Source organism: Streptomyces sp. NPDC050564 (assembly GCF_044457265.1).
GTDB lineage: Bacteria > Actinomycetota > Actinomycetes > Streptomycetales > Streptomycetaceae > Streptomyces.
This window is the reverse complement of the sequence record NZ_JBITGS010000002.1, coordinates 396,128-418,086: the sequence shown is the minus strand read 5'-3', so window position 1 is coordinate 418,086 and position 21,959 is coordinate 396,128. Positions and strand designations below refer to the sequence as shown.

The 21,959-nt window shown below is 72.2% G+C and carries 21 protein-coding genes; 8 read left to right on the top strand and 13 right to left on the bottom strand.

The genetic code is table 11. The features are described 5' to 3' along the window. Window positions 1-2 precede the first annotated feature (2 nt). Both ACIBK0_RS05445 and ACIBK0_RS05440 read right to left on the bottom strand, forming a co-directional pair. Window positions 3-1,010: an endonuclease/exonuclease/phosphatase family protein gene (locus tag ACIBK0_RS05445; protein WP_399075858.1), complete on the bottom strand. Its 1,008-nt coding sequence runs from the start codon at window positions 1,008-1,010 to the stop codon at window positions 3-5. Window positions 1,011-1,217: 207 nt separating this feature from the next. After that, window positions 1,218-2,000: an alpha/beta fold hydrolase gene (locus ACIBK0_RS05440; RefSeq protein WP_399076057.1), complete on the bottom strand. Its 783-nt coding sequence runs from the start codon at window positions 1,998-2,000 to the stop codon at window positions 1,218-1,220. Window positions 2,001-2,095: 95 nt separating this feature from the next. On the opposite strand from ACIBK0_RS05440, the gene ACIBK0_RS05435 reads away from it, so the two are divergent. Continuing rightward, the gene (locus tag ACIBK0_RS05435) at window positions 2,096-3,511 is read left to right on the top strand and encodes a PLP-dependent aminotransferase family protein (RefSeq protein WP_399076055.1); all 1,416 of its coding nucleotides are present in this window, start codon (window positions 2,096-2,098) and stop codon (window positions 3,509-3,511) included. Here the strand turns inward: ACIBK0_RS05435 and ACIBK0_RS05430 are convergent. Both ACIBK0_RS05430 and ACIBK0_RS05425 read right to left on the bottom strand, forming a co-directional pair. After that, window positions 3,426-4,325 carry a hypothetical protein gene (locus ACIBK0_RS05430; RefSeq protein ID WP_399075856.1) on the bottom strand — a complete coding sequence of 300 codons (900 nt, stop codon included), beginning with the start codon at window positions 4,323-4,325 and terminating at the stop codon, window positions 3,426-3,428. The two genes, ACIBK0_RS05435 and ACIBK0_RS05430, sit on opposite strands and share 86 nt — an antisense overlap. Before the next feature lie 572 nt (window positions 4,326-4,897). Next, window positions 4,898-5,353: a hypothetical protein gene (locus tag ACIBK0_RS05425; protein WP_399075854.1), complete on the bottom strand. Its 456-nt coding sequence runs from the start codon at window positions 5,351-5,353 to the stop codon at window positions 4,898-4,900. Window positions 5,354-5,457: 104 nt separating this feature from the next. On the opposite strand from ACIBK0_RS05425, the gene ACIBK0_RS05420 reads away from it, so the two are divergent. The 3 genes from ACIBK0_RS05420 (at window position 5,458) to ACIBK0_RS05410 (ending at window position 8,677) form a co-directional block, all read left to right on the top strand. After that, window positions 5,458-6,099 (top strand): NAD(P)-dependent oxidoreductase, encoded by a 642-nt coding sequence (locus ACIBK0_RS05420; RefSeq protein ID WP_399075852.1) that lies wholly within the window; start codon window positions 5,458-5,460, stop codon window positions 6,097-6,099. 55 nt (window positions 6,100-6,154) lie between these two features. Continuing rightward, complete coding sequence (locus ACIBK0_RS05415; protein WP_399075850.1) at window positions 6,155-7,321, top strand: PP2C family protein-serine/threonine phosphatase; 1,167 nt, start codon at window positions 6,155-6,157, stop codon at window positions 7,319-7,321. A gap of 132 nt (window positions 7,322-7,453) precedes the next feature. After that, window positions 7,454-8,677 carry a hypothetical protein gene (locus tag ACIBK0_RS05410; RefSeq protein ID WP_399075848.1) on the top strand — a complete coding sequence of 408 codons (1,224 nt, stop codon included), beginning with the start codon at window positions 7,454-7,456 and terminating at the stop codon, window positions 8,675-8,677. Between the two features lie 3 nt (window positions 8,678-8,680). Here the strand turns inward: ACIBK0_RS05410 and ACIBK0_RS05405 are convergent, their stop codons facing one another. Beyond that, window positions 8,681-9,925, bottom strand: coding sequence for an amidohydrolase (locus ACIBK0_RS05405; RefSeq protein ID WP_399075846.1), 1,245 nt, complete (start codon window positions 9,923-9,925; stop codon window positions 8,681-8,683). A gap of 496 nt (window positions 9,926-10,421) precedes the next feature. On the opposite strand from ACIBK0_RS05405, the gene ACIBK0_RS05400 reads away from it, so the two are divergent. After that, window positions 10,422-11,765 (top strand): helix-turn-helix domain-containing protein, encoded by a 1,344-nt coding sequence (locus ACIBK0_RS05400; protein ID WP_399075844.1) that lies wholly within the window; start codon window positions 10,422-10,424, stop codon window positions 11,763-11,765. A 126-nt stretch (window positions 11,766-11,891) separates the two neighbouring features. Here the strand turns inward: ACIBK0_RS05400 and ACIBK0_RS05395 are convergent, their stop codons facing one another. After that, window positions 11,892-12,506: a TIGR03086 family metal-binding protein gene (locus tag ACIBK0_RS05395; protein ID WP_399075842.1), complete on the bottom strand. Its 615-nt coding sequence runs from the start codon at window positions 12,504-12,506 to the stop codon at window positions 11,892-11,894. Between the two features lie 90 nt (window positions 12,507-12,596). On the opposite strand from ACIBK0_RS05395, the gene ACIBK0_RS05390 reads away from it, so the two are divergent. Next, window positions 12,597-13,409 carry a DUF6597 domain-containing transcriptional factor gene (locus ACIBK0_RS05390; RefSeq protein ID WP_399075840.1) on the top strand — a complete coding sequence of 271 codons (813 nt, stop codon included), beginning with the start codon at window positions 12,597-12,599 and terminating at the stop codon, window positions 13,407-13,409. 102 nt (window positions 13,410-13,511) lie between these two features. Here the strand turns inward: ACIBK0_RS05390 and ACIBK0_RS05385 are convergent, their stop codons facing one another. From ACIBK0_RS05385 to ACIBK0_RS05355, 7 genes are all read right to left on the bottom strand, one after another. Beyond that, window positions 13,512-15,350, bottom strand: a complete 1,839-nt coding sequence (locus ACIBK0_RS05385; protein WP_399075838.1) for an alkyl/aryl-sulfatase — start codon at window positions 15,348-15,350, stop codon at window positions 13,512-13,514. 61 nt (window positions 15,351-15,411) lie between these two features. Then, window positions 15,412-15,633 (bottom strand): hypothetical protein, encoded by a 222-nt coding sequence (locus tag ACIBK0_RS05380; RefSeq protein WP_081218430.1) that lies wholly within the window; start codon window positions 15,631-15,633, stop codon window positions 15,412-15,414. 84 nt (window positions 15,634-15,717) lie between these two features. Further along, on the bottom strand, window positions 15,718-17,436 hold the full coding sequence (locus ACIBK0_RS05375) for a transglycosylase domain-containing protein (RefSeq protein WP_399075836.1): 1,719 nt from the start codon (window positions 17,434-17,436) through the stop codon (window positions 15,718-15,720). Continuing rightward, the gene (locus ACIBK0_RS05370) at window positions 17,433-18,170 is read right to left on the bottom strand and encodes a hypothetical protein (protein WP_399075834.1); all 738 of its coding nucleotides are present in this window, start codon (window positions 18,168-18,170) and stop codon (window positions 17,433-17,435) included. The genes ACIBK0_RS05375 and ACIBK0_RS05370 overlap by 4 nt, the downstream gene beginning before the upstream one ends. After that, window positions 18,167-18,730, bottom strand: coding sequence for a SigE family RNA polymerase sigma factor (locus ACIBK0_RS05365; protein WP_399076053.1), 564 nt, complete (start codon window positions 18,728-18,730; stop codon window positions 18,167-18,169). The genes ACIBK0_RS05370 and ACIBK0_RS05365 overlap by 4 nt, the downstream gene beginning before the upstream one ends. A gap of 119 nt (window positions 18,731-18,849) precedes the next feature. Further along, window positions 18,850-19,446, bottom strand: a complete 597-nt coding sequence (locus tag ACIBK0_RS05360; protein WP_399075832.1) for a hypothetical protein — start codon at window positions 19,444-19,446, stop codon at window positions 18,850-18,852. A 130-nt stretch (window positions 19,447-19,576) separates the two neighbouring features. Then, window positions 19,577-20,551, bottom strand: coding sequence for a L,D-transpeptidase (locus ACIBK0_RS05355; protein ID WP_399075830.1), 975 nt, complete (start codon window positions 20,549-20,551; stop codon window positions 19,577-19,579). 111 nt (window positions 20,552-20,662) lie between these two features. Here ACIBK0_RS05355 and ACIBK0_RS05350 point away from each other — a divergent pair, with 111 nt between their 5' ends. Both ACIBK0_RS05350 and ACIBK0_RS05345 read left to right on the top strand, forming a co-directional pair. Beyond that, window positions 20,663-21,184 (top strand): SigE family RNA polymerase sigma factor, encoded by a 522-nt coding sequence (locus tag ACIBK0_RS05350; RefSeq protein WP_399075828.1) that lies wholly within the window; start codon window positions 20,663-20,665, stop codon window positions 21,182-21,184. Further along, window positions 21,174-21,884, top strand: coding sequence for a L,D-transpeptidase (locus ACIBK0_RS05345; RefSeq protein ID WP_399075826.1), 711 nt, complete (start codon window positions 21,174-21,176; stop codon window positions 21,882-21,884). Before ACIBK0_RS05350 ends, ACIBK0_RS05345 begins: the two co-directional genes overlap by 11 nt. The last annotated feature ends 75 nt before the right edge of the window (window positions 21,885-21,959 follow it).

Here is a 21,959-nt window from a genome sequence, read left to right as displayed (position 1 = left end):
GGTCATCGGCGCTGGTGGAGGGTGAGATCGACGACGAGCGCGCGGTGGTCGGTACCGGTGATGCGCGGGAACGTCGCCTTGTTCGCCGAGAAGTCCTCGGAGACGAGCACATGGTCGATCTGCGCGCCGAGCGTCGGGGTGGTCCTCGCGGGCCAGCTCGGGGTGCGGGGGTCTCCGGCGAGCCGGGCGCTGTCGCGCAGGCCGGTGTCGAGGACGCGGCGGAACGCGGCGTGGTCCTGGGAGGCGTTGAAGTCCCCGGCCATGATGGTCGGACCGCTGCCGTGGGCCGCGTAGTCGCGCAGCTCGCCGAGCTCGCGCCGCCAGACGCCGAGCTGGCCGGGGAGCGGGGGCATGGGGTGCGCGAGCTGCAGCCGTACGTCGTGCCCGCGCACGTCGGCGACGGCTCCGGGCATGCCCATGGTCCCGCGCACGCCGTCGGCCCCGGTGAGCGGGAACCGGCTCATGATGACGGACCCGTCGGATCCGGCCCCCTCGACGGCCTCCCGGTAGGGATAGACCCCGTCGGTCCCCCCGAAGGCGTCCCGCAACGCTCGCGAACACCCGTACTCGCACTCCTCCACGAACAGGATGTCGGGCTTCTCCCGCCGCACCACCGGAATCAGTGCGCCGGTCCCTCGCCCGAACTCGACGTTCGAGGTCATCACCCGCAGTTCGGCGAGCGGAGCCCCACCGGGTTCGCTGGTCTTCCCGTACGGCTCGATGAACCATGCGACGATCCCCAGCAACAGCACCGCCCACACCATCCCGACCCGCCACCGCGCGAGCAGCGCGAGCAGCAGCGCGAGCCCGGTGGGGGCCAGCAGCCACGGCAGAAACGCCAGCAACTGCGGCACGGGCGTGATCCCGTCACTGTCGGCCGCCCGGCAGCCGATGACCACGCTCACCCCGGCCAGCAACAACCCCGCCGCCCAGGCCCCGGCCACCCGCCCGGCCCGGCGCTCGCCGACCGGTCTCTCCGAGCCCGTCCACTCGGCCGCCGCAGTGTCCAAGTCCCGGCCTTCCGCTCGTCCGTGGGGGGTGCCCGAATCCTCCCTCAAAGACGGGGCGTTGCGGTGGAGGGTTGCCCTTTGGAGGTCACCCGGGTCGGCTCCCGGCCGCGACGGTTCGTTTGCGAAGCTGCGACGGGCTCGGATTCGAAGCTGCTGCGGGTGGGTTTCCGAGCCGCTGCGGGGTCGGTTTTCGAGCAGTGACGCGGCTCAGTTCTCGATCCGTGCCAGGAAGGCCGCCAGCACCTCGTTGAACTCCGCTGCCCGTTCCAGGTTCGGCATGTGCGCCGCCGAATCGATCACGTGGAGCGTGGAGTCGGGGAGCGCCGCGTGCATCGCCTGCGCGTCGGAGACCGGGGTGTACTCGTCGTCGGCGCCCACGACGACCAGGGCCGGGACGGTGACCTGGGTCAGCAGTTCGCGGTAGTCGGGGCGTTCGGCCCGGCCCCGCAGGGCGGCCGCCGCTCCCTCGGGGGGCGTCGAGGTCATCATGCGCTGCACATGGCCCGCGACCCGCGCGTCCGCGTACGGCGCGACCATCTTGTGCAGCACCTCGTCGGCGTACCCGCGCATTCCCTCGCGCAGGAGTCGGTCCGCCATGTCGTTCCGTGTCTTCTTGCCCTCGGGTGTCTCAGCGGCCGGGAAGGTGTCGGCGAGGACCAGTCCGCGGATCCGTTCCGGGAACTGCCGGTAGCACTCCATGGCGATCTGGCCGCCCATGGAGAGCCCGGCCAGAACGAACTCCGCCACCCCCAGCTCGTCGAGCAGCGCGGCGATGTCCTCGGCGAAGGTGGAGAGCGGAGTGAGCCCGGGGATCACGGGGGACGCGCCGTAACCGCGCAGGTCCGGGGCGATCACGCGGCGCGCCGCCGAGAACGCGGCGATCTGCGGAGCCCACATGGTGTGGTCGAAGGGGTGGCCGTGGATCAGGACGAGGGGCAGCGCCGTCGGGTCGGCGCCCCCCTGGTCCTCGTACGCGAGGAAGGGTGCCATGGCCACGACCCTAGGCACGCCCAACTCCTCGGTGCAATAAGATCTTTGCCCTCGGTGCAATCCTGTTCCGGGGCGCGGAACAGGGGGCTCACATGGTGGAGGACTACCGGCGGATCGCCGACCGGATCGCCGACGACATCGCCGCCGGGCGGCTCAAGCCCGGTGAACGGCTGCCTCCGCAGCGGGCGTTCGCACGGCGGCGCGGGATCGCCGGATCGACGGCCGGGCGGGTGTACGCCGAGCTGGTGCGGCGCGGACTGGTCGTCGGCGAGGTCGGGCGTGGCACGTTCGTCCGGGCCGCGCCGCCCGCCTCGGGCCACGCGCTCGCCGAACCGGCGACCACGTCGCCGATCAATCTGGAGCTCAACTACCCCTCCGTGCCTGACCAGTCGGAGCTTCTCGCCCCCGCCCTCGCGCCGCTGCTGCGCCCCGATGTCCTCACGGAGTCCCTGCGCACCGCTCCCGCCACCGGCACGGCCGCCGCCCGCGAGGCTGCCGCCGCCCTCCTCGCCACCCCGGGCTGGCACCCCGCCCCGTCCCGGCTGGTCTTCGCGGGCAACGCTCGCCAGGCGATCGCGGCCGCGCTCGCCTCCCTCGTCCGGCCCGGCGGCCGCGTCGGCATCGAGGCCCTGACGTATCCCCTGGTCAAGGAGATCGCGACGCGCCTGGGCATCACCCTCGTCCCGCTGCCCATGGACGAGGAGGGGCTCCGCCCGGAGGCGGTCGCGGCCGCCCACCGCTCGGCACCGCTCTCCGCCGTGTACGTCCAGCCGACCCTGCACAATCCGACGTCGGTGACGACGAGTGAGCGGCGCAGGCGCCAACTGGGCGCAGTGGTCACGGACTTGGGTCTTCCTGTCGTCGAGGACCGCATCTGGTCCTTCCTCCACGAGGGGCACCTCGACCCGCTCGGCGCGTACGCCCCCGAGCGCACGTATGTCGTCGACGGCCTCTCCAAGCGCGTCGCACCGGGCCTGACGGTGGGTTTCCTCGTCGCCCCCGAGGGGCGGGTGGAGCAGGTGGCGGCGGCCCTGCGCTCGGGTGCGTGGACCGCGAGCCGGTTCGCGCTGGAGGCGGCGGTGCGCTGGATCGCCGACGGCACGGTGGACCACCTGGTCCGCGCCAAGCGGGCGGATGCGGCGCGTCGGCAGGCGCTCGTCGCCGAACACCTCACCGGCTTCTCCGTACGGGCCGACGCTCGCGCGTATTACGCCTGGTGGGAGCTGCCGTACGCCTGGCGGGCCGACGCCTTCGCGGCAGCGGCGGCGGACCGGGGGATAGCGATCACTCCGGGTTCCGCTTTCGCCGTTGGGGGTGCTTACCGGCGCTTTCAGCGTGCCGCGCTCTCGGGGACGGGGGCTGCCCCTGGCGGCACGCCCGCCCAGAGCCACGAGGGCCTCCTGGACAGCCGTGCCCAGGACTGCGTCAGGCTCGGACTCGCGTCGACTCCTCCGCAGGAACTTGCCGGCGCGCTGCGGACGCTCGCCGGTATCGCGCGTACGCGCTCGTGAGCAGGGCGCCCAGGGCCACGGCGAGGCCCAGCGCCAGCAGCCCCCAGGAGACGAGCCGCAGCGTGTCCGTGAGCGCGTCGTACACCGCGCCCGCGGCCGTGGGCGACACGTCGGGCGGCAGATCGGCGAGGGTGAGCCGGCGCCCCAGGGCGATCCCGGCGCCGAGCAGCGCGGCGCCCAATGCGGTGCCGAGCCCGGTCGCGAACACCGCCCGGCGACGGCCCACCGCCAGAAGGATGCCCGCGAGGGCGAACACCACCGCCGCGACCGGCAGCCAGACTGCGGCGACTTCGAGCACGTGGAACCCCTTTTGGAGCTGGGCCAGATCCTCGGCTTCGAGCACGGTGATCTCGGTGTGCTCGACGGGGATCCGGTCCGCCAACGGCATGTGGTCATCGGCGAGTTGACGCTTCACCAGCTCGGTGACCGGCGCGAGGTCGACGGTCACCGCCCCGTCGCGGTCCTCGCGCAGCGCCCGCATCACGGCGTCGTGCGCGGCCATGTTCGCGGCCTGCCATGCCGTGCGGTACGCCTCGGTCTCGGTGAACGAACGCACCGCGTCCCGCACGAAGTGGTTCACCGGCCCCTGCAGCCGCGGCCGTACGTGGACTTCGCGCAGGATCCCGTCCGTCACGCCGGCCGCGATCGCGTCGCGTACATCGGCGTCCGCGGCGAGCGGCGCCATCGTGGCCTCGTACCGCACGGGGTCGCCGAGCCCGTACATCGCCCAGGTCGACAGCGCGCCGAGCGGCGCGAGCAGGCAGGCGAGCACGATCAGCACGGCCGACAGAGCGCTCCGGAGACCTTGGGACACTCCACCAGGCAAGGCGTCAGGGCCGTCTCGCGCGAGTGGTTCGGCTGCAAATGGGCGCATACGACAAGCCGAACGGGGCCCGCGGGTCACTCACCCGGGCCCGGCCGCAGTTCGGCCGTCGCGGGGCCCGACACCCCGGTCATCAAGGGCCGTGAGGCTCTCCGGTGGAGCCTTCACCCGAACGGGTGTTTCCTTGTTCTGGGAGAAGGAGGCCGATGAGGCACCACTTCGACCGTGCGGACCCTGGCCACGGTCCCGTCGGCAGGCTCCGACCGGGCAGCCGCGAGAGGGGAACCACTCGGGGTGGAACGACAACTCCAACAGGAACGACTCCGGCTGGAGCGACGACTCCGACCGGAACGACTCGTCCGGGTACGGCGACCTCTGTGACGACCCCGGCCGGAGTTCCCCCGGCTCGGGAACCTGGAGCATCAGCGTCTTCGGCTCGTTCGGCCGGGGCCTGAACGGCTCCGCCTCGGACTCCTGGGACTGGGTCCCAGGTGGCAGTAGGTGAGTGAGGGAGACGCACGAGGCCCCGGCAGCCTGCCGGGGCCTCGTGCGCCGTGTGCCGCTCAGCGCGGATCGGGGTGCCCCTCGGCGTCCTCGTGCGTGTAGTAGCGGTAGAAGGTCACCGCGAACACGCCCGCCGCGACGCCCAGTGCCATGAACGTGGACCGCAGGACGGTCTCGCCGGTCTGGCTGTACAGGAACCCGAACGTGATGCCCGCGAACGCGGTCCACAGCACCGCGTGCAGTTCGCGCTTCAGCAGCGGTGCCAACATGCGGACGCCGATGTAGAGAGCCGCGAACGCGATGGCGCACACGAAGCCGAACAGGATGTTCCAGCCGGTGATCGGGCCGCCGCTGCGGTTGATGGCCGCGGCCCAGAAGCCGTAGAGCAGCCCGCCGACGACGGGGATCGCCCACCTGGCGATGGTGTGGCTGCGCTCGTCGAAGACATCGGGTGTGCTGGGTGTCGGTATCCGAGGTGTCTTCGGGGCGGATGACGCCGGTGCCGCATGAGCCATGGGAGCACTCCTCTCTCCTCGCCCCCGGCTTCCAGGGCACACCCCGCCAGGGCGCCTGGCAAGTCGGGATGCGGCAGCTTTTCCCCCGTGTTTCGCTGAGACCCATGAAGCTCGTTCTCTTCGGCGCCACCGGCATGGTCGGGACCCGTATCGCCACGGAGGCGTCGGCGCGCGGACACCAGGTCATCGCGGTGAGCCGGTCCGGGCAGTCCCCCATCCCCGGGGTCACGGCTGCGGCGGCGGACGCCTCCGACCCGGCGAAGGTGGCCGCGCTGGCGTCGGGCGCGGACGCGGTGGCCTCGGCGTGTGTGCCGCCGAGAGACGGTTCGGAGCCGCGCGAGCCCTTCCTCACCCTCAACAAGGCGCTGGTCGAGGGCGTACGGCAGGCCGGAATTCGGCGGCTCATGATCGTCGGCGGTGCGGGCAGCCTGGAGATCGCGCCCGGCCAGGCGCTGGCCGACCAGCCCGGCTTTCCCGAGGCCTATCTCCAGGAGGCTCTCGCGCACCGCGACGTCCTCGCCTTCTTCCGCACCCTCGACGACGAGGACCTCGACTGGACCTACGTCTCGCCCGCCGCGGAGATCCGCCCCGGTGAACGTACGGGCACGTTCCGTGTCGGCGGCGACCGGATGCTCACCGACGACCATGGCAACAGCCGGATCAGCGCCGAGGACTACGCGATCGCCTTCGTCGACGAACTGGAGAAGGACGCCCACCCGCGCGCCCGGATGTCGGTCGCGTACTGATGCCGGCCGCGGCGACGCGCGTCGCGGGCTGACGAGGACGAGGTGGTACGGCGAGGTGGGCGGCCGGAGATCCGTACACGACCGACGGCCGCATGTGCGGCGGGCGGACGCCGCCCAGCGGCAGAAACCGCTGAGGGTGCGCGGCCGCAGTGTCGCGTGGCTGCCACCGCTGCTGCTGCTCGTAGCCATCGCGGTGCTCGACTGGAACACCTCGGGCGAGTTCCGGATCATCTCCTGGATCGTGCTGGTGCCCGGTATCGCGGCGGCGATCTGCGGGGTGTGGGGCACGGCGGTGCTCGCGGTGCTCTCGCTCGCTGCCTACTTCATCGTGGACGCGTCCTGGCCGCACCAGTACCAGACGGGTCTTCCCGACTTCATCCTCGTCGCCCTCGGCGGCATCCTCGCCGTCCTCGCCTGCGCCGTCCGGGTCCGCGGCGAGCAGCGCATGCTGCACATGCGGGACGTCGCCGAGACCACCCGGCGCACCGTGCTGCGCCCGCTGGCGCCGGGCTGGGGCGATCTGGACCACGGGGCGGTGTACCTCTCCGCCGACAGCGAGGCCCGCGTCGGCGGGGACTTCTACGACATCCAGCCGGGCCTGCACGGCACACGCGTCCTGCTCGGCGACGTCCAGGGCAAGGGGCTCGCGGCGGTGGAGGCGGCGGCCGCGCTGCTCGGCACGTTCCGTGAGGCGGCGTACCACGAACCCCTCCTGCACACGGTCGCCGACCGCCTGGAGATCCGGATGCTGCGGCACGTCCGCTACTCCACCGCGCTCGGCCGGAGCGACAGCGACCGCTTCGCCACCGGGATCCTGATCGGCTTTCCGAAGGCGACCCCGGACGCCCCGGACACCATCGAGGTCGTCAACTTCGGCCACGAGCCACCGCTCGTGGTCGCCCCCCACGGCGTACGGTCGCTGCCCCCCGGCGACGGACTGCCGCTCGGGCTCAGCGAGTTGACGCACGGCCCGCCGCCCGTTCTCAGCGTCGCGCTGGCCCGCGGCGAGACGCTGCTGCTGGTCACCGACGGCGTGACAGAGGCCCGTGACGTGGGCGGCGCCTTCTTCCCGCTCCGCGACACCCTCGCCGAGGCCCTGGCGCAGGACCCGCGCACCGCCGACCCGCAGCTGCTCGTGCGCTTCGTCCGCGACGGCACGCTGCGGCACAGCGGGGGCCACTTGGCGGACGACACGACGATTTTCGCCGTACGACGCCGGTAGCGCCCGGCGCAGCGGGACGTCGGCGGTCGTTCGCACTCCGGCCCGGCGAACGTTTGCACTCCTGCCGTCCCCCCTTTGCAGGCGCAGCGGTTACGGTGTGCTGCCGTACGTGATCGATGGGGGAGGGAACCTATGCCCGGAACCGTGCTGCTCCTCGCGGCCTCACCGATGGGCAAGGGGTGTCTGGTGGACGCGGCGTCCGTGCTCCCCGTGCTGGCGGCGGTGTCGCCCGCGGTGCTGTCGGGCACCGACACCGCCAACGTCGTGGAACTGGCCGACCCGCTGGAGCCGCAGGCGGTCCTCACCCGGCTGCGTGCGGCGGCGACGGCTCCCGGCCCGCTGACGGTGTTCGTGACCGGGCAGCTCCAACTGGACCGCCGCCAGCACCTGCCCCACCTGGCCCTCGCCCGGACCACCCCGGCGACGGTCCGTTACACCGCCTTCCCGTGGCACTGGATCACCGAGGAGCTCCGCCTGCGCCCACCGGGCACGACCACCCTCTTCGCCGACCTGCACGCCGACGCGGAGACCTGGGACCACCTCGTCGCCCGCCCGCTCACCGCGGGCCCGTCCGCCGCGCTGTACGGCCGGGTCGCGCCGCCCCCGCCGCGCCGCACGGTGGCGTCACCCATGTACATGCGAGCCGTCGCCACGATTCTCCGCAGCGGTTACCGTCCGCCGTTGTCGCACCTGCACCAGCAGGCGCTGACACGCGTGTGGGGCGAGGGCGCGCGTACGGACCTGGTGCTGGCGCCGGGTGCGCCCCCGATGGCGGCCCTGCTGGTGGCCTCCCCGTCGGTCGCCGCCCCGCCGGTGGCCAACCCGCCAGTGTCCGTCCCGTTGGTGGTGGGACCGCCGGTAGTGGCACCGCCGGTGGTGGCGTCGCCGCCACATCCGGCGCAGCCGCCCGCGGCCCCCGTGGACCCCGCGGACCCGCACGAGACCATCTCCGCCGCCGTCCAGGCGGGCCGGCACGGTGAGGCCGACGCGCTGGCCGGGCAGCGGGAGCAGGAGGCGCTGCGGAGGTACGGACCCGCCTCCGAGACGGTGCTGCACTGGATGGAGGTCCGGGCGGACCTGGCGATGTTCGCGGGGGACGCCGAGCGCAGTTGCCGTACCTGGCTGGCGATCGCGGGCGCTCGCCTGAACGCGGGGCAGGCCCCCGACTCCCCGGCCGTGGAGTCGGCCGTGGACCGGGCCCACCACCAGTGGGGCCGTCTCGACGACGCGGCGCGCGCCCGTGAACTGGGGCCCGCGCTGGCCGACTTGAGGCTGCGCGTGCCCGGGCGCAGGCAGGGCGCGCTGGACCACGTCCAGCAGCAGCTGCGCCGACTGCAGCCCCAGGCGCAGGCCTGAGGGTCACCCCGGCGACAGCGAGGCGAGCGCTCCCGACACCAGGGTCCGTACGCCCGGCGCGACCGTCGACAGGTCGGGGGCGAAGTGCGGGCTGTGGTTGCTGGGCACGGCCGCGAGCTTCTCCATGATGTCGCCGCCACCGGGAGCCGCGTTCCACACATCCGCCGGAGTGCTCGTCACGAACCAGTAGGAGTACGGCAGTCCACCCTCCGCGAGCCGGGGGAAGTCCTCGCTGCCCATCGCCGGACCGGGGTCGAGGATGGTCCCGGCGCCGAAGACCTCGCCGTGCACGGCGGCGATGCGGCGGTCGGTGTCGGGGTCGTTGACGGTCATCGGGAAGCTGCTGCCGACGGTGACGTCGGGCTCGCGCGGGCAACCGGCCGCCAGGCACTCGCCGGCCGCGATGCGCCGGATCGCCGCGATCATCCGCTGCCCCACGTCCTCCGACTGCGTACGGAGGTTGAGGGCGAGGTGGGCCTCGGACGGAATGATGTTGTGCCGGGTGCCCGCCTCGATCCTGCCCACGGTCAGCACCGCCGACTCGCGCGCCGCGATCTCCCGGCTGACGACCGTCTGCAGCCGGGTCACGAGGTAGGCCGCCGTCACCACGGGGTCGACGGTCGCCTCGGGCCGCGAACCGTGCCCGCCCCGCCCGTGCACGACGATGTCGATGTCGGTGGAGGCGGACATGATCAGGCCGGGCGAGTGGGCGTACAGTCCCGCCGGGCCGGGCGCCGCGTGCTGGGCGAGCAGCACGTCGGGGCGCGGGAAGCGCTCGTACAGCCCGTCCGCGAGCATCCGTGCCGCGCCTTCCCCCGTCTCCTCGGCGGGCTGCCCGACCACGACCAGCGTGCCGGACCAGGTGTCGCGCCCCGCCGCGAGCGCGTCAGCGGCGCCGGTGAGCCAGGTGACGTGCAGGTCGTGACCGCAGGCGTGCATGACTCCGGCGGTCTCGGAGGCGTACGACAGCCCGGTCTCCTCGGTGACGGGCAGCGCGTCCATGTCGGCGCGCAGGAGCACGGTGGGCCCGTCCCCGTTCCGCAGGACCCCCACGACGCCCGTACCGCCCACGCCGTCGACGGTCTCGTACCCCGCCTTCCGCAGCCGCTCCGCGAACGCGGCCGCCGTGCGGTGTTCCCGCAGCGACAGCTCGGGATGCCGGTGCAGATCCCGGTAGAAGTCCTCCAGAGCGGGGACCGCGAGGTCGGCGGTGAGGTCCAGCGCGGTGCGGGCGGCGGCAGAGGTCACGGGGTCAGGGTATGCGGGGAGAGCCGGAAGCGGCCGCCGGCGGAGGGGGGATTCTGCCGACGGCCGCCGACGGCGAGATCAAGGCGTGGCGGCTCCCGGCTGCGGGGCACCTCGGTGAACGCCACCGCGCGGGGAAGCCACTGACCCCGACCGTCGGACTCGGGCCCGGTACGAGGGGCGGATCAGCGGGTGGCCGTGGATCCGCCGATGTACTGGGCCTGCGGGGCGGGGTGCTGCTCCGCCGCCCTCGCCGGGCCCGCGTTCGCCGCCGTGACCAGCGCTGCCACGGCGATCACGGCCGCACTGAACCCTCTGAAGTAGCGCGCGTAAATACGTCGGAGCACAGCGACCTCGCAACAACAGCGGCGTATTAAGCATGCTTAACCTGTCGCTTAACGTAGGGGCTTCCGGCATCAAAGGGCAAGAGGTACAAGGAGAGTTGGATATTGTTCAGGAGTCGACTGAATGTAAGTCGACTTAATGGCATGCTTAATCCATGGCGGAGCGTGACGGCCCGGAGATCATCGGGCGCAGGGTGCAACAGCTGCGTACGGAACGTGGGTTGACGCAGAAGCAGTTGGCGGAGCCCGCGTATACGCCCGCGTACATCTCCACGCTGGAGGCGGGGCGGGTGCGGGCCTCCGAACCCGCGCTGCGGCACATCGCCGAGCGGCTCGGGGTCGCCTACGACGAGCTCGCCACCGGGCGGCCCGCCCATCTCGCCACCGACCTGCGGCTGCGGCTGACCGACGCGCAGCGCACGCTCGCCACCGGGGAGGCCGAGGTCGCGGCGGAGCAGTACACCGGGCTGCTCGCGGAGGCGGACGCGCACGGGCTGCTCGCCGAACAGGCCGCCGCGCTGCTGGGGCTCGGCGAATGCGCCCTGGAGACCGGCGACCTGGCCACGGCGCGTGAGCGCTTCGAGGAGTCCGAGCGCAGGATGGGGGACACGCCGCTGCCGCAACGCGTGCCCGCCGTGCGTGGACGCGCCGTCTCCCACTATCTCGCCGGTGAACTCCGTTACGCTTGCTACCTGTTCGAGTCCACGCTGGACGAGCTCAACCGGACGGGACTGCACGACCCGGACGCGCTGCTGCTGCTCTACACCGGGGTCATCGCGCCCTACATGGACATGGGCGCGCACGCCCGGGCCGCCCAGGCGGCCGAGTTCGCGCTGGCCCTCGCACCGCAGGTCGGCGACCCCGCGCTGGTGGCCCGGATGCACCGTTCGGTGGCCCGGACGATGATCGCCGAAGGGCGGATCGCCGAGGCCGACGTGTCCCTGGCCAAGGCCGCCGAACTCTACCGCCAGCTCCAGATCCGTACGGAACTCGCCAACTGCCACTGGATGCGGGGCTACTTGTACGTTCAGAGCGGTGAACTGGAACGTGCCGAGGCGGAGTTGCGCGAGGCGCAGGCCATGCTCTCCGCCAAGCGCGCCGCCCTCTACACCAGCCAGGTCGCCGTGGAGCTTGCGGATGTGCTGCACCGGCGCGGGAAGTCCGACGAAGCCGCCTCGTTGCTGCACGAGGTGCTCGGGGACCTCAGCCCCGAGCGCGGGGCCGTGCACTCGGCCGGGGCGCACCGCCTCCTCGGGATCATCGCGGAGGATGCCCGGGACACCGAGGCGGCCGAGGAGCACTACGTGCGCGCGATGAGCCTGCTGGAGCGGGCCGGAGCGGCCGGGGACCTGGCCGACCTGTGCCGGCTGCTCGGGGATCTGCTGCGGCGTACCGGCCGGGTCGAGGCGGCGCTCGACGCCTACCGCACCGGACTCGGACACCGCACCGCGCCCGGCACCACGACCCTCGGCCCGGCTCCGGCACAGCCTCCGCTCTAGGTCCCGTCGTCGAACTCCCGTCGTCCGCCCGGAGAGCGGGCTCCGCGGCGTCTGGCGCGTGCTCTCGGCGTGCCGGGTGGCCCGTGCAGCCCGGGCTCGTCGCGGACCTCGAAGAGGGCCACTACTTCAACGGCTCGAAGAGCTGAACCCCGGCTCACGGCCGAGGAAGGCAACGAGGCGGTCCATGGCGGGGGCGTTCTCGTCGACGGGGACGATCTCGCCGAACGGCATGTTCTCGCCCCGGTACTGCGGGGGCAGGGTGGCCTTCGCCCGGTTCAGGGTCTGGGCCGCCTCCTCCTCGGTGAAGGGGACCGCCCTGCCGGTGGCGACCGCCAGGTCCCAGCCGTGGGTCAGGTACTCCATGAGCGTCATGTCGAACACCGTCTCGGCGGGCAGCTTGCGGCTGCCGGTCACGGCGACCTCGCGGTCGAAGCCGTAGCTCTCCCAGCCGGCGACGAGACCGGCCGCCGCGGCGCGGAACTCGGCGGCGGGGTCGGCCCCGCACTTGTACTGCCCGGGATCACCGTCGTACGACCGGCCGTGGCAGCCGGACTCGAACAGCAGGAGCCAGCCGACGAGGTGGTCGACCAGGGTCTGGACGTCGTAGTCGTGGCAGGGCGTCGGGAGGCTCAGCCGGTCCGCGCCGACGCCCTCGACGAGGTCGCCGGTCTTGGCCAGGACGCCCGCGAGAAGACCGACTCTGTCCACGGGTGGATCGACGGGGGAATCGTCTCTTTCCATGGCCGAAGTGTAGGAACGCGCGCGGCCGCGGTCTTGAAGAAACCCGACACTTCGCTCTCGCCGCCTCGGTGCCCTCGCTATCTTGGTTGCGTGACTCGGCCGGCCGAACAGGACACCCGGGGCATCGTCGACCCCCGAGCCGGGTTCGAGCGCTTCACGCTGACCCGGCACGAGCCCTCGGCCGACCTGGCCTGGGCCGTGGACCGCTACTGGGTGGTCCGCTGGGAGCTGCGCGACGGGGACACCTACGAGCAGCGCGTGATCCCGCACCCCGCCACGCACCTGGTGTTCGAGGCGGGCGCCGCGACCGTCGAGGCGATTTCGCCGCATGAATTCGTACGGCGGCTGGAGGGCCGCGGCCAGGTCCTCGGCGTCAAGTTCCGGCCCGCCGGCTTCCGGCCGTTTCTGCGGGGCGCGATGGCGGACATCGCGGGGCAGCGGCTCGCGGCGTCGGCCGTGTTCGGTGCCGGGGTGGACGGTGTCGCCCGTGTGCTGGGCGGGGCGGACGACGTGAACGGATGCACGGCCGTCGTGGAGGACTTCCTCCGCTCCTTCGGTACCCGGCCGCTGTCCAGGACCGCCGCCCTGAACGCCGTGGTCGAGCTCGTCGTCGCCGACAAGTCCCTCACCCGGGTCGGTGATCTCGCCGAGCGGCTCGGCATGAACACGCGGACCCTGCAGCGGCTCTTCGCCGAGCATGTCGGGCTCAGCCCCAAGTGGGTCATCAACCGGTCCCGTATCCACGAGGTCGCGGACCTCGCCACCCGGCGGGAGTCCATCGACTGGGCGGCCCTCGCCGTCGAACTCGGCTACAGCGACCAGTCCCATCTGGTCCGCGATTTCACGGCGACGGTGGGCATGCCGCCGGGCCGGTACAGCAAGAGCTCGACCCCGGACGCCTGATGCGGCTCGGGCCAGGGGTTTTTCGCCCCCTCCGTGCTGGACGCCACCTCGGTGAAGAGGGTGAAGCAGCCGGAGAACCCGTACGAGAGGCGTTGGTTCGGGTTACGGCGTGACGACGGGGAAGGCCTTGTCCGGCTCGGAGGCGTACGAGAGCAGGCGGGCCAGGAGCTCTGTGTCGCCGTCCGTCTCGATGCCGGCGAGGCCCTGGCCCGAGAGCAGCCCGAGCAGCTCGGGCCGGGTGAGGATCAGCGTCAGACCCGCGTGCGGCTTGGGTGTGTGGTGGACCGGCATGCTGCGATGGGTGAGCGCCCCGTGGTGGAGATTGACCCGGTGGCGGCGCTGCTCGTCGATGACGACGAAGTCGAGCGTCAGGTGTTCGTTCCAGGCGCGCGGGCCGTCGATGCGGACGGCGAGCGAGTCGAGGAGCATGCTCACGGTCAGCGCGGACGTCATCTCGGAGCCGGAGGTGTCGATCTCGACGGCGGCCGGGCCCTCGCGCAGCTCCAGGGCGGCGGTGAGGTAGAAGTTGCGCCAGGTCCCGTTCTCGGAGCCGTGCCCGAGGCGGTCGTAGACGGTGGCGAGGGCTTCCTTGGCCGCCGTGTTGTCCGGATCGGCGAAGACCAGGTGGTTGAGCAGGGTCGCGGCGAAGCGGAGATCGCCGCCGTCGGCGTACGCGCGGGCCTTGTCGAGTACCTGCTCAGCGCCGCCGCCCAACTCCACGTACCGCCGGGCGAGTTCGACGGGCGGATGCTCCCAGAGGTGGGCGGGATTGCCGTCGTACCAGCCCAGGTACCGCTGGTAGACGGCCTTCACGTTATGACTCAAGGACCCGTAGTACCCCCGCGCATGCCAGGAGTTCTCCAGGGCGGGCGGCAGGCGCAGTTCCTCGGCGATCTCGGGGCCGGTGAGGCCGTTGTTGAGCAGGCGGAGGGTCTGGTCGTGCAGGTAGGCGTACAAGTCCCGCTGCTCGCCCAGGAACCGGACGACGTTCTCGCGACCCCAGGTCGGCCAGTGATGCGACCCGAAGGCGACGTCGTAGGCATCGCCGAAGATGTCCATCGTCTCGTCGAGGTACCGGGCCCAGACACGGGCGTCGCGGACGAGGGCGCCACGCAGGGTGAGCAGGTTGTGCAGGGTGTGGTTGGCGTTCTCGGCCACGCACAGGGCGCGCTGCTCGCGCAGCAGGAAGTTCATCTCGGCGGGCGCCTCGGTGCCCGGCGTCAGCTGGAAGACGAACCGCACCCCGTCGACGGCCTCCTCCTGCCCGGTACGGGTGATGTCCACGTTCGGCGCGACGAGCCCGGTGCTGCCGGTGGAGATCACGGTGCCGAGCCCGGTACCGATCTGACCGCGCGGCCCCTTGGGCAGCCGGGTCCCGTGCATGAAGTCGGCGCGCCGCAGCATCGCGTTCCCGGCGTAGACGTTCTCGCTGACCGCGTGCTCCAGGAACCCTTCGGGCGCGAGTACCGGCACCTCGCCCTCGCGCCCGTGCGGCAGCACCCCGCGCGCACCGCCGAAATGATCGACGTGCGAGTGCGTGTAGATCAGCCCGGTCACGGGCCGCTGCCCCCGGTGCTCCCGGTACAGGGAGAGAGCGGCCGAGGCGCACTCGGCGGAGATCAAGGGGTCGACGACCAGCACGCCCCGCTTGCCCTCGACGACGGTCATGTTCGAGAGATCGAGCCCCCGAACCTGATACACACCCTCGGTGACCTCGTACAACCCTTGCCGCGCACACAACCGCGCCTGCCGCCACAGACTCGGATGCGCACTGTCCGGACAGTCGTCTTCCAGGAACGAGTACGCGTCCCCGTCATAGACGACCTGCCCCTCCGCGTCCCTGACCTCACCTGGCACCAACGCCGCGATGAACCCCCGATCGGCGTTCTCGAAGTCCGTGAGATCGTCGAAGGGAAGGTCATCACGCGCCGGGGCAGTCATGCGTCCAGCCTGTGTCGCGGGCTGGGGGGTGGCTAGCGGTGTGGGCCGTTCGGGGAGTGGGTCAGAGTCGGTCCATCCGGGTGTACGGGCTGAGGACGCGGACCTGGCGGGCGCCGAAGTCGACGAGCATCGCGATGCCCTCTTCGACACCGACGATCGTGCCCAGGCCGTATTGGTCGTGGGAGACGCGGTCTCCGAGGCTGAACTCCTTGGCCACGGGGACGACCGGGGCGGCGAAGGGGCTGGTGGGCAGGTGGCGCCGGGGCGCGGAGGGTTTCGTCATCGTGTAGCCAGTATGGGCCCTATTTTTTTGCGGGGGGTAGGGCCTTATGGTCTCGATCCCGCTCCGACTCGGGCTCCCCGGCCCTCAGCCGGTCCCCCGGGCCCTCGACGTCTGTGCGGGAACGGGGACCGTTCCCCAGGCCGGCGGCGCCAGCCGGTCGCGTACGTCCGCGGTGACGCGGGCGGCGAGATGGGAGGAGCCGGCGGGAAGCTGGGCCGTGCGGGGCGGGTGTTTGCCGTGTGCGGGGTGCTGGGCGAAGAGAGCGACGGTCACGGCGAGTCGCGGGTCGTACGTGGTCTGCCACAGGGTCCGGGTCCCCGCGCCCGCCGTGTACGTGGTCAGGGGGGACGGATCCGTGGCGTGCAGGACCTTGGTGATCGTTCCCGCGCCGAACCGGTCCATCGCCGTTCGGGTGCGAGGGCGGGCCGTGAAGAGGGTGCGGCCCGCCCGGGTGATCTTCTGGACGGTGTAGGGCTGGGCATGGGTTCCCCCGGCCGCCGCCGTGGCGTACGCGGCGGCCATGTCCAGGGGCGTGGGAGCCGTGCGGCGCGGCAGGGCCGTCAGGGGAGCGCCCAGTTTCGCCGCCGTGAAGGGCTCGAGTGCCGTGCCCGCCTCCACCGCTCCGTGCAGCGCGTCGTTGAAGGGCTGCCGCGCGTAGTCCGCGCCGCCGTACAGGACACGGACCGCACCGTCGCCCGGCACCAACGCGACCACTGCCGTGTGGAGCCGGGTGCCCTTCTCGGCCGGCCTGGGCGGATCGACCGGCTCGTCACTCACCAGTTCCGCCGTCGCGTCCTGGGCCGTGAGGTCGAAGGTGGTGCGGACCGTGTAGCCGCCGCGAGCCAGCTCGTCCTGGGTGATGCCCAGCCGGTCGGCGGCCTCCGCCGCGGCCGCGTCGATCAGGTACTGGCGCTGGCCGTCCGTGTCCCCCGGCGGGTAGAAGCGGAACGCCGGGAAGCGGGCCGCGGTGCGCTGGGCGGGTGTGATGGCCCCGCTGTCGGCCATGGCGTCCAGCACCCACTCCCATCGGTCCGTCAGCTTCGTCGTCACCTTCGCGTCCGAGCCCGCCTTCTCGTAGTACGAGGGGATGTTGACGATGGCGGCCAGGGCGGCTCCCTGGCTGACCGTGAGGTCCTTCGCGTCCACGCCGAAGTAGTTGCGGGCTGCGGCCTGGATGCCCGCCGCGCCGCGGCCGAAGTACACCGTGTTCAGGTAGCCCTGCAGGATCTCGTCCTTCGACCGGGTGCGGTCCAGCTTGATCGCGATCAAGGCCTCCCGCGCCTTGCGGGACAGGGACTGCTCCGGGCTGAGCAGCGCGTTCTTCACGTACTGCTGAGTGATCGTGGAACCGCCCTGTCGGCCGCCGCCGCTCACCGTCGACCACGCCGCCCGGGCGATCGCACTCGGTGATATCCCGGTGTCCGTACGGAAGGAGCGGTTCTCCGCGGCGATCACCGCCTCCTGCACATGCCGCGGCACCTGCGAGAGCGGGATCTCCTGGCGGTCGACCGGGCCGCGCCGCCCCAGATAGTCCCCGTGGGTGTCCACGAAGACCGTGCTCTGCATCGCCGTCTCCGGGTGCGGCTCGGGGACCACCGTCAGCTTGTAGGCCACCACGGCCGCGCCGACGAGCGAGAGCAGCAGGACGAGCAGGGCGATCAGCACACGGCGCAGGCGCCTGCCACGGGTGCGGCGGGCCCGGACACGGCGGGCCCGGAGGTAGCGGCCGAGGCGGGCCCGGGCGCGGCGCCGCAAGGTCGGGCGGCCGGCGCCTTGCGTGCCGGCGCTCCTCAGGGCCCTCACGGAGCGAACTCCTGGTTCGCGATCACCCCGCCCGCCGAGTCGTACACGGTGACTCTCTTGGTGACGCCGGTCACGCCGCTCGCGGACGTCACGGAGTCCGGCACCTTCGTCCGCAGGTACCACACGCCCCAGCCGGGCTTGCCCGCGAGCGTGAGCGCGGTGCCGTTGCCCTCGCCCGCGGTGGTCTCGACCTCGACGCGTGCCGGTTCGCCCCTGCCGTGGAAGATGCCCGAGAGGAAGTAACTGCCGTCCTGCCCCGACTCCTGGAGGCTGACGCCGGGCCTGCTCATGTCGAGGTTGCCGTCGGAGACACTGCGGAACTGGGCGCCGGGCGCCCCCGGCTCCAGCCAGTGCTTGCCGTCCTCGGTCAGCCAGATCTTGATGCCGGGCGCGACCTGCACCCGCTCGCCGGGCGTCACGACCCGCACCCTGCCCGCGGGCACCGAGGGTGAGGGGCTCGGGGTGCCGGCGCTCGCGGCGGGCGGCTTCACCCACTCGCCGGGCCCGGCGGCCGTGCCGTCGCCGAGCACCACTACGGCCAGCGGCACCACCAGTACGCCGCAGGCCGCACCCAGCACGGCGGACCCGCGGCGCCGCCTGCGCCGGCGGCCGTCGCGCTCGATGGCGGCCAGCGGCACCGCGGAGGGCGTGACGTCGTACGCGGCCTCGGCGAACACCTCGCGCAGCCGATCGGCCTCGGCCGGGGGGCGCGGGGAACGGAACGGGTGGTTCATGGGCGGGCTCCGGAAACGGGGTGTCGGCCGTCGAACAAGGGGTGGGCGCGCAGGGCCTCCAGGCCGCGCCGGGCATGGGTCTTGACCGTGCCGACCGAGCAGCCGAGCAGCTGGGCTATCTCGGGCTCGCCCAGGTCCTCCCAGTAGCGCAGCACCATCACGGCACGCTGCCGCGCCGAAAGCGAGGCCAGCGCCTGGCCGAGGGCCGCCCGCTGCTCGACGGCCTCCGCGTGCCCGGGCTCGCGCTGGTGCACCCGCTCCGGCAGGAACGGCATCAGCAGATGCGCGACCCGTCTCTTGCGCACCCGGCTGAGGTTGTTGTTGACCAGCGAGCGGCGTACGTAGAAGTCGACGTCGTCGCGCGGGATGCGCCGCCAGCGTGCGTAGACCTTGGCCAGCGTGGTCTGGACGAGGTCCTCGGCCTCGTGGAAGTCGCCGGTGAGCATGTGCGCGGTGCGCACGAGGCGCGGCCAGGCCGCGGTGGCGTACGCCGCGAAGTCACCACTCTCGGCGGCGACCGGGGAGGCGTCAGCGGGAACTTGGCGCGTCTGCGCGGCGATTCGGGAGGCGTCGGTGGGGTTGTGCGGCACGGCCGGCGGTCCCTCGGGTCGGGTACGTGGGGGGTGGGGCGGTGCGGGGGAGCCGAGACATGAACAACCCGACTCCCCCGCCCGCAGGCTCAGTTCAGCTTCAGCTGGGCGTAGACCTTGCCCTGGGTGGTGCGGACGGTGACCTTCTCGAAGTAGCCGAGCCCGCCCTTGTCATCGCTCGACGGCACCTCGGCGGTGGCGTACCAGACGCCCCAGCCGGGCCTGCCCGCCAGCTCCAGCAGCTTGCCGTGCACGGCTGCGGACTTGGTCTCGACGGTGACGCGGGACGCGGTGCCCTTGCCGCCGTAGTAGAGGCCGGAGAGGAAGTAGTGGCCGGCCACGCCCTCCGACTGCATCGACACACCCGGCTGCGTCAGGTCGATGTTCCCGTCGACGACACTGCGGAACTGCGGCTCGGGATCCTCCGGCGTCGTCCAGTACTTGCCCTCCTCGGTGAGCCAGATCTCCGCGCCGCCAGGGACCTTCACGTGTTCGCCGGGGGCGACGATCCGAGCCGTGGGGGCCTTCTTGGCGGCGGCTTCGACGACCGCGGCCTTCGCCTCGGTGACCCGCTGATGTGTGCCGGACGCCGCCTTCCCCTGTGAGGCGGCGTACGACACCGCAGGCGCCCCGACCAGTGCGACGGCGACCGCGGTGGCGGCCACGTACTTCTGTATCCGTGTCATGAACGGACAACTCCTCGCGTTGCAGCGATGTGCGATGTACGAATCGGACTGGAGGGCGCCTCTCCACTCCTCCAAACTCCGGTCACCCGCGCCCCGGATGACACCGGGGCCGAAATTTCTCGCGCGGACCTCACGAGAGCGCGCTTCCTGCCCGCCACTGCTCCCAGCTCAGGTTCCAGTCGCCGTATCCATTGCCCACGGCGACCGTGTCCGTGGAGCCGACGACCGTGACGACGTCGCCCGGGATGACCTCGTCGTAGAAGCTCTTCGCCGTGCCGTCGGTGGCGAGTCCGATGCACCCGTGGGTGACGTTCTGGTGACCCGCGTAGGTGTTGGCCTTCGGGTTCTGGTGGAGGTAGGTGCCCGAAGAGGTGAGGTGCACGGCGTAGTAGTAATAGCCGGCGTACGCGTCGCCGTAGCCGACCGTCCGCGAGTTCATGAAGACCTTGGTCGCCTTGTCGGAGACGACCATCGTGCCGTTCCAGGTGTCCATGCCCGGGGCGCCGGCGGTGATCGGAACGCGGTGCGTCGAACCGGCCTTCTCAACCGTCATGGAGTGTGTACGCACATCGACTTCGGCGACGAGGGAGCGGCCCACCGTGAAATGGCGAGTGATCCCGGCACCGGCCCGGACGGTGACGGCCGTGCCCGGCTTCCAGTACGTGCGCGGCCGGAAGTCGACGCGCTGCCCGTCCAGCAGATTGCGGTCCTTGATCCAGCTCCAGGAGCCCTCGACGTCTGCGGTGACCTTCAACTGCCGTTCCACGTCGGCCCGTTCGGCGGCAGGTATCACGTGGTCGAACGTCACGGATATGGGCATGCCGACGCCCACGGTCTGCCCGTCGGCGATGTTGACGCGGGCTCCCTTCAGGGACTTGAGCGGCGTGGACGTGGGCTTCGGCGTCGGATTGACCGTGGTGGTGACGGCCGGCTTCGCGCCCGTCCCGGCGCCCGTGCCTCCGCTCCCGTCCGCCAGGGCCCGTGCGGAGCAGCCCGCCAGCGCGAACGCGCACACCGCCGCCGCGCCCCAGGCTCGCCCGAGCCGACGCCGCCTGCCTCCCCTGATCCCCCAACTGCCCGTACTCCCCGTGGCGCCCGTGGTCATCGCGCTCCCCCTGTGGTGTGTTTCGATGTGCGACGTACGGGACCTGTACGCACGGCAGGGACGGCCGGGTTGCATCGGGCCGCGGAAATTCCGGAAACTCCGGCGGGGGGCATGACCGAGGAAGAGTTCGACGCGTTCTACGCCGCCGCGTTCCCCCGGCTGACCGGCCAGCTCTACGCCTTCACCGGGGACCACGGCGAGGCACAGGACGTCGTCCAGGAGGCGTTCGTACGCGCCTGGGACCGGCGGCGGGAGTTCCTCGCCGACGGGGCGCCCGAGGCGTGGATACGGACCGTGGCGATGCGGCTCGCGGTGAGCCGCTGGCGCCGTACGCGCCGGTGGCTCGAGCTCGTACGGCGCACTCCGCCGCCCGAGCACACCCCGGGCCCCGACCCCGAGCGCACCGCCCTGGTCGCCGCGCTGCGCACGCTGCCCGAGCCGCAGCGGATGGCGCTGGTCCTGCACCATCTGTGCGACCTGAGTGTCGAGCAGGTAGCCTCCGAAACCGGTGCCCCCGTGGGCACGGTCAAGGCCCGTCTGTCCCGCGGTCGGGCGGCGCTGGCACGGGTGCTGTCCGCGGACTCGGCGGACCCGGCCGGCAAGGGGGAGAGGGAGGACGACCGTGTCCGATGAACTCACCTCGGAACTGCGGGATTTGGCGGCCGAAGGCGAGACGCTCCCGGCGCTGTCGGGTGCGGAGATCCGCGGCCGGGCGCTGCGCCGCCGACGCCGCCGCCGTACGGCGCTGGCCGTGGCCGGCGGCTTTGCCGCGGCGGGGCTGGCCCTCGCGCTGGTCCTGAACCTCGGCGGCGGCACGGATCAGCGTCCGGCCCCGGCCGCGAGCCCCACCGGCACACCCAGCCTTCCGGCGGTACCGGACGCCACGGTCGACCTGTCCCGGCGGGTGATCTCGGTGGCGGGCCGCGAACTGCCGCTCTCCTCCGGCTCCGAGTGGACGCCCACGGGGACGGGCCGGATGACGGTCACCGCCAAGGAGTCCGTCAAAGTGATGCCGGGCAGCGTGGCCGGCATCAAGGGCGACTACCACCTCAAGGTCCCCTGGGTGATCGAATTCAGCGCCTCGGACGGGACGGCGAACTACATCGCCGGCCTCACCTACGACGAGAAGGCCCCCGGCGACTACGACCGCACGACCGGCTGGATCGGCCTGCGCCAGGCCGACGCGAAGTGGCTGTACGGGCAGTTGAGCCCGGGCTCGGTGATCGATGTCGAGGGGACGGCCCCCACGGACACCCCGTCAGCAAGGTCGACTTCCACGCCACCCACCGCTCTGCCGGGTGCGGGTGCGGGATCGGGCACGTCGGGCGGCTAGGGGGCGCGGCGCCGAGGGTGAACGAAGCGCGCTGCCGGGCCTGTTGCGCCGCATCGGTTCCCGCGGCGGCGGGTC